Source organism: Bacteroides sp. OF04-15BH, assembly GCF_003477995.1.
Classification (GTDB): domain Bacteria; phylum Bacteroidota; class Bacteroidia; order Bacteroidales; family Bacteroidaceae; genus Paraprevotella.
Window position 1 is genome coordinate 73,444 of the sequence record NZ_QUEM01000015.1, and the last position, 15,558, is coordinate 89,001.

The following is a 15,558-nucleotide window of genomic DNA, read 5'->3' on the forward strand; positions in this document are numbered from 1 at the left end:
ATCGGGCAAGGACACTTTACCAAGCATCCCTTTTTCTTTTAACAGATGTTTTCACGGAATATCCTCATTTGTGAGGATGCCGAACCGTATGGTCAGGCAAACAGCACGGTTTTTCCTCCTGCTTATCCTCATAAATTAGGATTGCACGGATATTTCCCCGTTTCTATTTTTGCAACTCGATTTTTTAATCCGGAGGCTGTTTGGGGAACGAACGAGGCAAAGGATTCTAGGAATGTCAGCAAATCAGACTAAATACAATTATATGCAAAAGAACATCAAAACTGTAGTATTACTGGGAAATATCCTGCTCTGTGCGACAACTGTTGCGGCTGCCCATACCGGCAGCCTGGTCTTATCCGCTCCGGAGAGTCAGAGAAACGACTCTACAGACCGCAGGCACAGACTGGAAGAACTGGTAGTCATGCCTTTCAAGCAGGAAAAAGACCTGAGCCTGTCTCCTATTGCCACCTCTACCTTCAATGCCGGAATGATAAAAAACAGAAACATCACCGACATCAAGGATATCAGTGCTGCCGTGCCGAACCTCTTCGTACCGGATTACGGGTCCAGACTGACCTCTCCGGTATATATCCGCGGCATCGGCTCCAAAATCAATTCCCCTTCGGTAGGTCTGTATGTGGACGATATGCCTTACTTCGAGAAATCGGCTTTCGACTTCAATCTGTCGGAAATAGACCGCATAGAGATTCTGCGCGGCCCGCAGGGCACTCTTTACGGCCGAAACACGATGGGCGGACTGATAAAGGTCTATACGCGCTCGCCGCTGAAATATCAGGGCACCATGCTTCGTGCGGGTATGGGAAGCTATCTGGGCATCGATGCCGATGCGGCACACTATGGCAAAATCAATAACCGGTTGGGATACTCGGTGTCTGCCAATTACCACCACACGAACGGATATTTCAAGAACCACTATACGGGAAAAAGTGTCGATGAACAGAATGCTGCCTCGGGCAGAATACGTCTGGAATGGCGCCCATCGGAACAGATGCAGATCGGATACAACACCAATCTGGACTATATCAATCAGGGCGGTTATCCTTATGCCGTATATGATCCGGCAAACGGACGCATAGCTGACGTCAGTTACAACGACCCGGGACGTTACCGCCGACTGATGTCTACAAGCGGAGTGTCCGTCAATTATCAGGCGGCAGCATACAGTATCAACAGCCAGACTTCCTTCCAGCATCTCAACGACCGGCAGGCAATTGACCAGGACTTTACGGACGAGGCCTTGTACTATGCACGCCAGTGGCAAAGCCAGAACATGATTTCCGAGGAGTTCAACATCAAATCCAACAGCCACTCCCGATACAGCTGGCTCTTCGGAGTTTTCGCATTCTGGCAACAGATTGACAACTGTGTCTGGCTCGATTATCTGAACAAACGGAAACGCAGTGAGAAGAATTACGAACTGCCGACACAGGGTTTGGCCTTCTATCATCAGTCCGTACTTCAGGATTTGGGACTAAAAGGCCTGAGCCTGACGCTAGGTCTGCGTTATGATCTGGAGTGGGCGCGTATGGATTATTCGGGAGGGATGCGCCAGTGGACCGGAACAGAAACCGATGGCACGGGAGAAAAAACGACACCTCTGGAACCGTTCCTCAGCAAGCTGCATTTTGGACAACTGATTCCCAAGGTAGCCCTGCAATATAGTTTCCCTTCTTCGGGCATCGTTTATGCGTCCGTGAGTAAAGGATATAAAACCGGAGGATTCAATACTTCCTTTGAATCGCCCGAACAGCGTTCCTTCAAACCGGAGTATAGCTGGAACTATGAAATAGGAGCCAAGCATCCGTTCTTCGACAACCGCATGAGTGCCGAACTGGCTCTTTTCTTCATCGACTGGAGAAACCAGCAGATCACCCAACCGCTCCCTTCGGGAAAAGGCAGCATGCTGACCAACGCCGGACGCTCGCAAAGTAAGGGAGCGGAAGTGAGCATCACGTATAATCTCTGCAAGGGACTGACACTGACCACAAACTATGGATATACGCATGCCACGTTTCTGGACTATAAAAAAGGGGAGGCCGATTACCGGAGAAAACATCTGCCCTTCGTGCCGGAGCATACCTTCACTGCAGCCGCCAACTATACTTTGCCTCATCCTTTTAAAGGAGTTGACCGCCTCAACGTAAATGTAGACTACAACGGCAACGGCAGAATATACTGGAAGGAGGACAACATCGTGTCGCAACCTTTCTATGGATTGCTGAATGCCAAAGTAAGTCTCAGCAAAGGCATCCTGACACTCAGTGCCTGGGCCCGCAATATCACGGCAACCGATTATGTGGCCTTTTACTTTGAAAGCGGAAACAAAAAGCTGGCCCAGAAAGGCAAACCGTTTACCGTGGGGGCCGATGTGCAACTGAACTTCTGACCTGACGGCAGCAACTGGTCTGGGTAATCTTTTCATCTGATAAAATCATTCATCGAAACTGAATCACATAACATGACATCAACTCCTTCAAAACTTTCCCCCAATGCCGGGGAGCAATCGGGACGCATCGGCAATCTCTCCACATTCTTCTGTCTGTATATCGCACAGAATCTGCCGATGAGTTTCTTCTCCACCGTCATCCCCGTGATGATGCGCCAGGAGGCATTCTCTCTCACGGCCATCGGTATGCTGCAGCTGATCAAGCTTCCCTGGATTCTGAAATTCCTGTGGTCGCCTCTTGTGGACCGGCACACCCGCACCGTGAATGACTACAAACGCTGGATTTTCTCCTCGGAACTGCTTTATGCCTGCCTGATCTTTGCCGTGGCTTTTCTGGATTTCAAGGCCGATTTCCCAACGATCATGGTTTTTCTGATTCTGGCCTTTATGGCATCGGCCACACAAGATATTGCCACAGATGCGCTGGCGGTCCTTTCCTTCCGCAAGGACGACAAGAGTATGATCAACAGCATGCAATCCATGGGCAGTTTCAGCGGCAGTCTGCTGGGTGGCGGTCTGTTGCTGATCTTGTTCAAGATGTGGGGATGGAACACGATTGTTCCTTTTCTGGGACTGTTTGTTCTGATTGCCTTGGTGCCGCTCTTCCTGAACCGCAAGATTGCGTTTTACAGCGAGCAGGAACGGCCGCGAGCCCGCAAGATGGACCTGATTTTCTTTTTTACCCAAAAGGGCATCTGGAAACAAATCGTCTTCCTGTTGCTGTATTATGCCGGGCTCATCGGAACGCTGGCCATGCTGAAACCGTATCTGGTGGACCTGGGATATAACATGCACGACATCGGTATCATGAGCGGAGTCATCGGAACATTCACGGGTTTTGCCGCTTCTTTTGCCGGAGGATTCCTTGTGCGCCGCATCGGACTGTTTCGGGCACGCCGCCTGTTTGCCTTCCTGATTGTAGTCACAACGGGCTATTTCTATCTTCTGTCGTACCTGACACCCAACATCGCGCTCCTGCATGCCGGAGTGATGTTGCTTTGGGGAAGCTACGGCCTAGCTACCATCGTGGTCTACACTTCTGCCATGGAACAGGTTCGCCAAGGACGTGAAGGCACCGACTTCACCCTGCAAACCGTCATGACGCATCTGAGCGGCATCCTTCTGGCCATAGCCAGCGGAAAGATAGCCGATGCTGCCGGATATCACGGTCTGTTCCTGTTCGAACTGATTGTGGCGCTCACCTCTTTCGTATTTGTATTCTTTGCCTTTAAAAGAAATGACTGATCTATTTAACGATAAACTCCTAGAAATATAAACCAATGAACCAAAACCATATTCCACAAACCCTGATCGAGAAATACAACATTCCCGTACCAAGATATACCAGTTATCCGCCGGCCAATTATTTCACTCCGGAATTCACCGCAGCCGATTATCGAGAACAGATTGTAGCATCGAATTCACAGTCGCCATCCCTTCTGTCCTTCTATTTCCATATCCCGTTTTGCCGCCGTCTGTGCCACTATTGCGGCTGTAACGCCTACCCGATGGCTTCGGCGGAATATATCGACCGCTATGTAGACTGTCTGCACCGGGAAATGGATCTCGTGCTGCCATTGCTTGACCGCAATCGGAAAATCGCACAGATTCACTACGGAGGTGGTACCCCGACCATTCTGCCCGTTGAGAAACTCAAAGAGCTCAACCAACATCTGCTGGAGTATTTTCCTCAGATTGAACAGCCGGAGATTGCCATAGAGTGTCACCCGGGCTGGCTCGATGAAACGTATTGGCAAGGACTGGCCGATGCCGGCTTCAACCGGGTGAGCCTCGGCATTCAGGATTTTCAGACGGAGGTGCTGAAGTGTGTCAACCGCAAGCCGTCGCTCCTTCCTGTAGCGGACATTGTGTCTCTCCTCCGGGAAAGAGGAATCCGTATCAATATGGATTTTCTCTATGGTCTGCCTCTTCAGACACCGGCATCCTTCGAAGACACCATCCGAAAGGCTATCGACATCCGTCCCGACCGGTTGGTTACCTTTTCTTATGCTCACGTACCGTGGGTAAACAAGCGACAACTGATTCTGGAAAAAGCCGGCCTGCCCGACGCGTCTTTAAAAGAAGAGCTGTTCCGCACAGCACAGGAACTGTTGCTTCAAGCCGGATATCTACAGATTGGAATGGATCATTTTGTCTGCGCGCATGATGAACTTGCTCTGGCCCGACAGGACCATTCGCTGCACCGTAACTTTCAGGGATATTGCACCCGCCGCACCACAGGACAGGTATATGCCTTCGGAGTGACCGGCATCAGCCAGTTGTCTACGGCCTACGCGCAGAATACCAAAGACCTGGATGTGTATCTGGATGCGGTGACTCAGGGGAATCTGCCTGTAATAAAAGGCTACAAGCTAAACGAACAGGAGCAGATTGTGCGTCGGGTGATTGATACACTGATGTGCAACAACCTCATCGACTGGCAGGAACTTTCCGACGAATTGCAACTCAGTATTGAGAAAATAAAATATCTTTGCGGCTATGATGCCGGACAACTAGAGGATATGGCCCGCGACGGACTGGTCGGTCTTTCGGAAAACCGCCTGGAGGTAACGCCGCTCGGTAAGGCTTTTGTCAGAAATGTGGCCTCGACCTTTGATCAACTGACCCGAAACAACCCGAAGAGTTTTTCCAAACCGATTTAACCACCTCCTCTACAAAAACAATATGCAAACGATGGCATCACAACAAAACAGACAGACCCAAGTGGTCATTATCGGAGCCGGACTGACCGGACTGTCGACCGCTTTTTTTCTGAAACAAAAGAATCTGGAAGTAGTCGTTCTCGAAGAGAAAGATCGCACGGGAGGACAAGTACAAAGTTTCTCCGAAAGGGGATTTGTATTTGAAAGTGGTCCCAACACCGGAGTATTGTCTTATCCCGAGGTGGTAGAAATGTTTCAGGTACTCGGCGATGTAGAACTGACCACCGCCCGGGAGGAAGCAAAGAAACGCCTCATCTGGAAAGGCAACCGTTTTCATGCCCTGCCCGCCAGCCTGCCTTCTGCGGTTCTTACCCCTCTGTTTACCTGGAAAGACAAATTCCGCATTCTGGGCGAGCCCTTCCGCAGCAAGGGAAACAACCCGGACGAAACGGTGGCGCAACTGGCCGCACGACGTCTCGGGCGGTCTTTTGTGGATTATGCCGTAGATCCCTTCCTTTCGGGAGTCTATGCCGGCAACCCGAATACCCTGGTTACCCGCTATGCCCTGCCCAAACTCTATAATCTGGAGCAGAACTACGGCAGCTTCATCAAGGGAAGCATTGCCAAAGCCAAGGAACCGAAAACCGAGCGCGACCGTCTGGCCACCCGCAAGGTCTTTTCCGCCCAAGGCGGGCTCAGCGCATTGGTAAAGGCTCTGACCAACCATATCAACGGTAAGGATTCTCAGCAAAATATCATTACCGGAGCCAAAGAGATACGGATAAAGCCAGGAACGGATGGACTGGAAACGACCAGATGGCGTACCGAATTCATACACAACGGAGAGCTCTGCACCCTTCAGTCGAAATATGTCATCACTACGGTGGGCAGCTACAGTCTGCCCGACATGCTGCCTTTCATAGAAACAGAGCAACTAAACCGGGTGAACAATCTGTTCTATGCTCCGATTGTTCAGGCAGCAGTGGGCTACTCCGAGGAGGCGTTGCCCCATTTTCAGGCATTCGGCGGTCTGGTACCTTCCTGTGAGCAACAGGATATTCTGGGTATTCTCAATCCGTCGGCCTGCTTCGGGAACAGAGCCCCACAAGGCGGAAGCACGCTGGCCGTCTTTATGGGAGGAGTCAGACATCCGGATTACGTGCAACGAAGCGACCGCGAACTGGAAGAGATGGTCCTGAGAAACATGCACCGCATGCTGGGCATCCGGAAAGATCCGCAGCTGCTTCGCCTTTTCAAGCACGCACAAGCCATCCCACAGTACGAAACGAATAGCGGCGAACGGTTTGCTGCCATAGAACAAATAGAACGACAGTATCCCGGTCTGTACCTGAAAGGAAATCTCTGCGGCGGCATCGGCATGGCCGACCGCATCCATCAGGCTTATCTGACCGCACAGGCGATCAATGTATAAATCAAGAACAAGCAAAACTGAATATGGATGAAATGGAATTGATGATGCACCTGCATCTGAACAACGAACGGCAAGGTCCCGGTAGCGAAGCCACTACCCTGCTGGCCTTGCAACTGGCACAAATAGACCGGAACCGCTCCTATAAAATCGCGGACATCGGTTGCGGAACAGGTGCCCAAACCCTCACTCTGGCCCAATCTCTTCAAGGAGAGATTCTGGCCGTCGATTTGTTTCCGGAATTCCTGACCAAACTGGAAGAACGCCTGCAAAGTCAGACACTAACCGCCTCGGTAACCCCAATCTGTGCCTCTATGGATCAGCTGCCTTTTAAGGCCGGAACACTGGATCTGATCTGGTCGGAAGGAGCGGTATATAATATGGGATTCCAGAAAGGAGTGACTTATTGGAAAGACTTTCTAAAAAGCGGCGGCCTACTGGCTGTTTCCGAAATTTCATGGACCACCAGCCAGCGCCCTCAGGAGTTGGAAGAGTTCTGGAACGGAGAATATCCCGAAATGGATACCGCTTCGGGGAAAATAAAGGTTCTGGAGGATGCGGGCTACAAGGTCTTGGGACATTTCATGCTGCCTGAAAACTGCTGGATGGAAAACTATTATGAGCCGCTCCTGAAAAGCCATCCTCGCTTTCTCGAAGAATTTGGCAACTGTGACAAGGCCCATAAAATCGTAGCGACTGATCTGCAGGAAGTCGAATTCTATCAGAAGTATAAGGATTATTACAGCTACGGTTTCTACATCGCACAAAAACCATAACCACAGACCGTTTCGGACTTAACCTGCCGAAACGGTCATTTCTTTTTGGACACCCTCAGTTTTCCCAACGCATGCTGACGGGCAGCCCCGACACTAGGCGCCGGATCTTCGGCAAGGAATTCCAGACACAATTCCAGTTCCTGTTTCAATTCGGGATAGAAACCGCAAAGGCGGGCTGCCAGATGAATCATATAGGAACGGTCGCCGGACGTATAGTTCCGGTCGGACAGATGACACAGACAGAAGTCCAACAAATCGCTCCGGAAGTTCTCTTTTGTAGACAGATCCAGCAACAACGAAAGAAGCAAGCCCAACCGTACCGGCACTTCGGACGACAAAGCCAGACCGACAAGTTCCTCATAGCGGGAGGACAGATACAGCGTTTTGTCCTCCTGACTCAAATGACTGAATATCCAGGCCACATTCGTACAAACCCGAGCATGGTCTGCCCGAAACAAAAGGTCACAAAGTTCCGAAATTCCTGCCTCGTCGTGATGCAAGTCCTGCACCCATACCAGCACTTCGGCCTTGGACATTCTTCTTTCCAAAATATGAATATCTTTCATCGTTTTTCTTTATTGTTTTCAGAAAACAGACCGGGTTCGGCAGCACGCATCAGGTCATCCTGCGGGAGCACATAGCTGGCGGCTCCACCTGTTGCCACAAGGCTCAAGCGTTCTTTCAGACGGGTGTTGCGCTGCTGCACCGTCATATTGCGCACAGCGTAAGCCAAAGCCTTGGCCGTGCCCACCAGCACACAGATTTTCTTGGCGCGGGTGATGCCCGTATAAATCAGGTTGCGTTGCAGCATCACATAGTGCGACATGAGTACCGGCATCACCACAATAGGATATTCCGATCCCTGCGACTTATGTATCGTAGTGGCATAAGCCAGCGTCAGTTCGTCGAGTTCCGAATATTCGTACTCCACCAGTTTTCCGTCGAAATCCGCCAGCAGGGTACGGTCGTCCGTATCAATCTCCTGCACGTAGCCCAAGTCCCCGTTGAACACTTCCTTGTCGTAGTTGTTGCGTATCTGCATCACACGGTCGCCCTGCCGGAAACTGTATCCGCCTCGGCTCAATGCCGTTTTCGAAGGATTCAATGCCTCCTGTAAAAGCATGTTCAGATTGGTGGCACCCACATGGCCTCGCTGCATGGGCGTGAGCACCTGAATCTTGTTCCGGTCCAGATGATAAGCCTTGGGCAGACGGTCGCGCACCAGGCTCACAATGGTCTGCGCCACCTGCTCCGGGTCTTCCATCGGCATGAAAAAGAAGTCGCTGTCCGCTCCGTTGCTGACATTCGGATAAAGTCCGCGGTTAATGGCATGGGCATTCATCACGATACGGCTGGACTGTGCCTGACGGAAAATGCGGGTGAGCCGCACCACGGGAATACTCTCCGACTCAATGATGTCGCGCAGCACATTACCGGCTCCCACACTGGGCAACTGATCGATATCGCCCACCAGCACCAGACGCATGGAATTGGGCACCGCTTTCATCAGGCTGTTCATCAGAATGATGTCTATCATCGAACACTCGTCCACTATCAGCGCATCGCCTTCCAGCGGATTGTCCTCATTGCGTTTGTATCCGTCCATCGGGTTGAACTCCAGCAGGCGGTGGATGGTCTTGGCCTCCATGCCCGTAGCCTCGGTCATGCGCTTGGCCGCGCGTCCGGTAGGGGCCGCCAGCAGAATGCGGAGTCCTGCCGACCGCAAAGAGGCGATGATCCCTTGCGTGGTGGTCGTCTTTCCGGTTCCGGGACCTCCCGTCAGTACCATCACTTTGGAGGACAGCGCCTGACGGATGGCTGCCAACTGCACCTCATCATAGGTAATGCCGCTCTGCTTGCTCAATTCTTCGGGAGCAAAACAGCCGGTCACCTGCTGATTGCGCGTGTCAGACAAAAGGGTGCGCAAGCGGGTGGCCGTACCGCATTCCGCATAATAGAAAGGAGGCAAATAGATAGCCTCGTCCTCCAGAATCACATCCTTGGTCGCAATCATGTCGGCCAGCGCACGGCGCACCGGTTCCTCCTCTGCTTCGAGCAGCGAACAGGCTGTCTTGACCAACTGTTCCTCTACGGCATACACATGTCCGTCGTTCGACAGCTGACTCAGCGTATAGGCTATTCCGCTCCGGCAGCGGCGCAGATCGTTTTTCTCATACCCCATCTTTCCGGCAATGGTATCGGCCGTCTTGAAACCGATGCCCCAGATGTCGTCTGCCAGGCGATAGGGATTGTCCTTCACCTGGTTGATGCTCTCTTTGCCGTACGCCCGGAATATCTTGGCGGCAAATGCCGTGCTCACACCATAACCTTGCAGAAAGAGCATCACGTTTTTGATCTCTTTCTGCCGCTCCCAACTCTCACGGATTTTCTCCACCCGTTTGGCTCCGATGCCGGGCACTTCCAACAGACGTTCGATATCGGTTTCGATCACCTCTATCGTATCCAGTCCGAACTGGCGCACGATGAGCTGGGCGTATTTCGGACCGATGCCCTTCACCAGTCCGCTTCCCAAATATTTTTCGATACCATAGAGGGTGGCGGGCATCACTTCCTCCCAGCTCTCCACCATGAACTGACCGCCGTATTTCTTGTCCATCTTCCAGTTGCCTTCGCAAAGCAGCACACTGCCCACGGGCACATCGAGCAACGTACCTACCAGAGTTACCGGTTCGCGATAACCCTTTACCTGAGCTTTCATCACCGAATAACCGTTCTCGGGATTCTGATAGGTGATATGCTCTATGACACAACGGATCTTTATCATGGTTACTTGTTTATTTCTTTTCTAATTGATGAAGCCCAACAGAGGGCACTTTTTCTTCGTCCGCTGCTACCGGCGATACAGAAACTTCCTTCTCCAGCTCCCGGCGCATGCGGAACTTGAGTGGCGACAGACCGGCTTTCCGCACAAAGAATTTACCGAAAACCGACTGGTCGGAAAAGCCCAGCGCCACGGCGATTTCCTTCACATCCCGGTCCGTACTTTCCAGCATGCGGCGGGCCTCGGCACAAAGCAGTTCGGCAATATGGTCGCCTACCGTGCGCCCGGTAATCTGCTTGACCACACGCGACAGATAGGTAGACGAGATATGAAGCTGTGCTGCATAGAAAGAAATGGCATGCTGTTGCTTGTAATGCTGCACCAGCAACTTCTTAAACTGACGGAAAATCTCGTTCGTGCGGCTGACATATACCGGTGTATCGTGGTTTATGCCGCAGAGCAGTTCCGTGAGTTGCAGCAGCAGAAAACTGCAAAGATGGCGCACCATGCCCGCATGATACAAAGGCATGTCCGCCAGACGCGGCGCAAACAGCGACAGCGTATTCTGCAAATAGGCAGAAGCCGCCGCATCGAGCCGGCATACCGGAGTGCGACGGCTCCCCAAAGTAACGGCCAGCTGATTGTAAAGGGCCTGTCCGTCCGGCAGACTGTCAAAATAGGCCGGGCGCAGATACAAGCCGGTAAAGGCAAAATCGGCGGACATCTCCTTCAGAACAACCTGCACACTGGGAGTCAGAACCAGCAAGGTCTGTGCCTTCAGCACATAACTGCGATACACGTCCTCGGCCCGGGCTGCTCCACGGACAACCAGCAGGAAAAAGAAGCCCTGCTCCAGCAGCACTTCCGGATGAGCGGAAATGTCTCCCTCCAGACGAATATAGTTTTTGCCCGCTGCACCGTCCGGCCGACGGCCCGACATCAGGTCTGTCAAATGTGGAATCATACTTTTGTTTTCCACAAAATTAAGGCTTGTTTCGTTTTCGACCAAAAAAGGTTGTTCTTTTATGAACCGAAAATCAGAAAATAGCCGGAAATTTGCACGATTTTAAAAGATAGCAAAAAAACTATGAGCAAATTTCTATTGCGGCGGTACCTGCTGTTCTGCGTTTCGCTTTTTGTCAACGCACTGGGTATTGCCTTTATCACCAAAGCAGCGCTGGGCACGTCGCCCATCACCAGTGTCACCTACGTGCTCAGTATGTTTACTCCTTTCACCATCGGACAGTGGACCATCATGCTGAACCTGCTGTTTGTACTCATCGAGCCTCTGCTGATGCAACGTGAGGAGCTGAAGAACGATTTGCGCATGTATCTGCTGCAAATCCCCATTTCGTTTTGCTTCGGCATGTTCATCGACCTGTCCATGCAACTGCTCTTCTGGCTCAACCCCACAGAATATGTAAGCATGATTACCGATCTGGTCATAGGATGCGTGATTCTGGCCGTGGGCATCGCTCTGGAAGTGAAGGCCAATGCAGCCATGATGGCCGGAGAATATTTCGTAAAGGTCATCACCCGTTGCTTCAAGGGCGAGTTCGGCTATGTAAAACTGGGCTTTGACATCACTCTGGTGGCCCTGGCCTGCGCGCTGTCCCTGCTCTTCATGTCGGGCATCTACGGCGTGCGCGAAGGAACGGTCATCTCGGCCCTGATTGTCGGTCCGATTGTTCATTTCGTCACTCCCTACTATCGTTTTCTGGACCGCTGGATTACCGCTCCCACGCCACAAGGCGGCGGAACGGAAAAGCCCGAAGCACAGCATACCGTCATCACCATTGCCCGCGAATACGGCAGCGGCGGTCATCTGCTGGGCGAAATGCTGTCGCGGGAACTGGGCATCAGGCTCTACGACAAGGAACTGATCCGTATGGCTGCCCAGCGCAGCGGCATGAACGAGGAATACATCGTCCGCAACGAACAGTCCATCCCCTCTTTCTGGCTGAAATGTATCCTTTCGAAAAACAGCGAGCAGCCGCTCGAAGCCAGTCTTTCTTCGGACGATGTGCTGTTTGTGGCCGAAAGCAGAATCATTCAGGAAATTGCAGAACGGGAATCCTGCATCATCGTGGGCCGCTGTGCCGACTACATTCTGAAAGACTATCCGAAGGTCATCAAGATTTTCTGCTACTCGGATGTGGCCAGTGCCGTGGAGCGCTGCACCAAGGAATACGGTCTGAAACCGGAAAACGCCGAGAAGGAAATCCGCAGCGTAAACCGAAACCGCATCCATCATTATGAATATTATACCGGCGAGCGATGGGGTGAGCCGCATCACTACCACCTGATGCTGAACACCGGAAGCATCGGACTGGAAACGGCATGCGCTTTGGTCAAAGGAATCTGGGCACGGATGCAGGAGCCTGTTGCCTCATGAAACGATCGGCCATGCCGGAAGTAAAAAATGTCCTCCGGCAGCTCGAAAAAAAATTATCAAGATGATTCTGCATTTTGATTGGGATGATTTTTGAATTTCATCAAAATGATTTTTCCATAGGGTTTATATCAACAGGAAAGCCCTTCAGAAGTTCGGTTTCCGAAACTTTTGAAGGGCTTGATTTTTTAATCGGTAACGGGCTTACTGCGAAGCCTGAGCCTGACGCAGAATCCGCATAAACTCTTCTCCGGTGATGGTCTCCCGCTCCATCAGATAGGCGGCAGCCTGATGCATCACCTCCAGATGGGAGGAAATCAGGTCACGGGCTTTCTGATGGGCTTCCTGAATCAGACGCAACACTTCGCGGTCGATGTCCGCAGCCGTTTCTCCCGAACAGGTCAGCGAGGTGTCGCCACCCAGATAGGCATTGTTCACAGTTTCCAGTCCCATCATATCATAGCGGTCGCTCATGCCGTAGCGGGTAATCATGGCCCGTGCCAGACGTGTAGCCTGTTCGATATCGTTGGACGCTCCGGTAGTCACGGTGTGCAGCACCACCTCTTCGGCCGCACGTCCTCCGGTGAAGGTCACAATCCGGTTGAACAACGTATCGCGGTTCATCAGCAGCTGTTCGCCTTCGTCCACCTGCATGGTGTAGCCCAACGCGCCCGAAGTACGCGGTATGATGGTAATCTTGTGCACGGGCGCGGAGTTGGTCTGCAAGGCAGCTACCAGAGCATGACCGATTTCGTGATAGGCCACAATCTTTTTCTCGTCTGCAGAAATCACCTTGTTCTTCTTCTGGGCTCCGGCAATCACCGTCTCCACGCTTTCCTCCAGATCGGCAGTAGTTACCTGCGTGCGCCCCAGACGCACCGCACGCAAGGCAGCCTCATTCACCATATTGGCCAGCTCGGCTCCCGAAGAACCGGCAGTGGCTCTGGCCACAATATCCAGATCTATTTCCTCGTGTTTCACATGAGTGAGGTGCACACGCAGGATGGCCTTCCGGCCTTCCAGATCGGGCAGTTCCATCTGGATGCGCCGGTCAAAGCGTCCGGGGCGCAACAGGGCCTTGTCCAGTGTCTCCGGCCGGTTGGTGGCAGCCAGAATCACAACACCCTTGCGGCCGTCAAAACCATCCATCTCCGTCAACAGCTGGTTCAAGGTCTGTTCGCGCTCATCATTCCCCGAGAAGCCGTTGTCGCGCTTCTTTCCGATGGCATCAATCTCATCAATAAAAATAATGCAGGGGGCCTTTTCATTGGCCTGCTTGAACAGGTCGCGCACCTTGGCCGCTCCCATTCCGACAAACATCTGGACAAACTCCGAACCGGATATGGCAAAAAACGGCACTTTGGCCTCACCGGCCACGGCACGGGCTATCAAGGTCTTTCCCGTTCCCGGAGGGCCCACCAGCAGAGCGCCCTTGGGAAGCGAGGCACCAATCTCGGTATATTTCCTGGGATTATGCAGAAAATCCACAATCTCACGGAGCGTATCCTTGGCTTCGTCCTGCCCGGCCACATCGGCAAAGGTGGTCTTCACATCGGCATCGGCATAGATTTTGGCCCCGCTGTTGCCGAACGACATGAAATTTCCTCCCGAGCCGAGACGGTTCTGAATGCTTTTGCTGGCCTGTCTCCAGATCAGATAAAAAATAAGTCCCGGCAATACCCACATCAGCAGAAAATTAAGAATGGGGGAATTTTCCTGAGGCACAATCTCATTGAAAGCTATCTTTCCGTCGGCATTCGGGCTCTTGGCTTCCAGCAGACGATCCACCAGTTTCGGGTCGTTAATCTCGCCTGTCTGGTAGGTGCGGACCTCGCCGTTTTCGGCCAATGCAGTAAAGAATATCTGATTGCTCTTGATCATGACATCCTTCACCCGGCCACTGTCCACCAGACTGATGAAGTTGCCATAGTCCGTGGTGACGATGCGCCCTTTTCCGAATCTGGGAAACACCATACCGTTTAAAAACAAAACAATCAGAATGCCCAGTAAAAAACCGTAATAAGGATTTGTCTTCCTTACATTTCGTCTCTCTTTCTTCATACCTTATTCATTATTTGAGAATCGGAACAAAAATAACAATTCGCCCCAAAGAAGCGGTCGTCAAAAAGGAATGAAAAGTGTGCCAAATGTCTCATATTCCAGATACCCACAAAATGGTAACAAAAACCGTAATCGGGGTATCGCCGCATTTCCGTTTTTTCGATATGTTTGCCGCATCAGAAAGAACGGTTTATGACATCAACAACTAACAGACAATGCTTATGAAAAAAACTGCAATCTTTTTACTCATTCTCATGGCCTGCACCTCGCTGCCGGCATGCAGCCCTGCAGAGGACGAGCCGGTGCCTCCTCCCACTCAGGAAGAACAGACCGGAAATGACTCAACGGATGTGCCGGACGACGAAGGAACAACTCCGGAGGACAGCATCCCCGAAAACCCGGCACCCAATGACAGCATTCCTAGTGAAAACCAACCCGAAGAAGACGACGATGAAAAAAGAGAATTTATGGAGAAGAACAAAATCAAACTGACCGTAAACGGCAAATCCTTTACGGCGACTTTAGAAGAGAACTCCTCGGCAGAAGCCCTGCGCCAGCTGCTTGAGAAAGGAGATCTGAACATACGGATGAGTGATTACGGAAACATGGAGAAAGTGGGTTCTCTGGGTACTTCCCTGCCCCGCAACGACCGGCAGACAACTACACGTCCGGGTGATCTGATTCTCTATCTGGGAGACTCTTTCGTGATCTATTATGATACGAATTCCTGGAACTTTACGCGTCTGGGACGACTGGACGGTGTCTCTACCCGTCAGGAAGTACTGGAACTGCTGGGCGGAAAAGGGGACGTAACAGTACACCTCTCTGTCAAATAGAACTTTGCCCAAAAATTCATGTCTTGTCTTTGCTACTGTTAAAGTCCCCCTGCAAGGTCCTGATGTCTTCCCGCTCCGATGGGAAGGAGCAGGACCTTGCTTTTTTTATGAAACCTTAATTCCGCAACACTATTATAAAATATTTTTTTTAA

Annotated in this window: 11 protein-coding genes; 7 read left to right on the top strand and 4 right to left on the bottom strand. The window is 51.7% G+C overall.

Translation table 11 applies throughout. From position 1 onward, the window contains the following. Positions 1-262: 262 nt before the first annotated feature. The 5 genes from DXA74_RS08490 (at position 263) to DXA74_RS08510 (ending at position 7,335) form a co-directional block, all read left to right on the top strand. Positions 263-2,407 (top strand): TonB-dependent receptor, encoded by a 2,145-nt coding sequence (locus DXA74_RS08490; protein WP_118526638.1) that lies wholly within the window; start codon positions 263-265, stop codon positions 2,405-2,407. Between the two features lie 72 nt (positions 2,408-2,479). Beyond that, complete coding sequence (locus DXA74_RS08495) at positions 2,480-3,712, top strand: MFS transporter (RefSeq protein WP_118526614.1); 1,233 nt, start codon at positions 2,480-2,482, stop codon at positions 3,710-3,712. A 35-nt stretch (positions 3,713-3,747) separates the two neighbouring features. Further along, complete coding sequence (gene hemN, locus DXA74_RS08500) at positions 3,748-5,130, top strand: oxygen-independent coproporphyrinogen III oxidase (protein ID WP_370448492.1); 1,383 nt, start codon at positions 3,748-3,750, stop codon at positions 5,128-5,130. A 31-nt stretch (positions 5,131-5,161) separates the two neighbouring features. Next, entirely contained in the window at positions 5,162-6,562 is a 1,401-nt protein-coding gene (gene hemG / locus DXA74_RS08505; protein ID WP_118526616.1) for a protoporphyrinogen oxidase, read from the top strand. Between the two features lie 23 nt (positions 6,563-6,585). Continuing rightward, positions 6,586-7,335 (top strand): class I SAM-dependent methyltransferase, encoded by a 750-nt coding sequence (locus DXA74_RS08510; RefSeq protein ID WP_118526618.1) that lies wholly within the window; start codon positions 6,586-6,588, stop codon positions 7,333-7,335. Between the two features lie 35 nt (positions 7,336-7,370). Here the strand turns inward: DXA74_RS08510 and DXA74_RS08515 are convergent, their stop codons facing one another. From DXA74_RS08515 to DXA74_RS08525, 3 genes are read right to left on the bottom strand one after another with little or no spacing between them, the layout of a single operon-like run. Further along, a complete protein-coding gene (locus DXA74_RS08515) occupies positions 7,371-7,901 on the bottom strand; it encodes a hypothetical protein (RefSeq protein WP_118526620.1) in 531 nt (176 codons plus the stop codon). Continuing rightward, positions 7,898-10,120: an ATP-dependent RecD-like DNA helicase gene (locus DXA74_RS08520; RefSeq protein WP_118526622.1), complete on the bottom strand. Its 2,223-nt coding sequence runs from the start codon at positions 10,118-10,120 to the stop codon at positions 7,898-7,900. The genes DXA74_RS08515 and DXA74_RS08520 overlap by 4 nt, the downstream gene beginning before the upstream one ends. Before the next feature lie 10 nt (positions 10,121-10,130). After that, entirely contained in the window at positions 10,131-11,081 is a 951-nt protein-coding gene (locus DXA74_RS08525; protein WP_147401061.1) for a helix-turn-helix domain-containing protein, read from the bottom strand. A 123-nt stretch (positions 11,082-11,204) separates the two neighbouring features. Between DXA74_RS08525 and DXA74_RS08530 the strand changes: the two genes are divergently transcribed. Then, complete coding sequence (locus DXA74_RS08530) at positions 11,205-12,512, top strand: cytidylate kinase family protein (RefSeq protein ID WP_118526626.1); 1,308 nt, start codon at positions 11,205-11,207, stop codon at positions 12,510-12,512. Between the two features lie 201 nt (positions 12,513-12,713). Here DXA74_RS08530 and ftsH read toward each other — a convergent pair whose 3' ends face one another. Beyond that, positions 12,714-14,570, bottom strand: coding sequence for an ATP-dependent zinc metalloprotease FtsH (gene ftsH / locus DXA74_RS08535; protein WP_118526628.1), 1,857 nt, complete (start codon positions 14,568-14,570; stop codon positions 12,714-12,716). 221 nt (positions 14,571-14,791) lie between these two features. Between ftsH and DXA74_RS16330 the strand changes: the two genes are divergently transcribed. Next, on the top strand, positions 14,792-15,406 hold the full coding sequence (locus DXA74_RS16330) for a cyclophilin-like fold protein (RefSeq protein ID WP_158576045.1): 615 nt from the start codon (positions 14,792-14,794) through the stop codon (positions 15,404-15,406). Positions 15,407-15,558 lie beyond the last annotated feature (152 nt).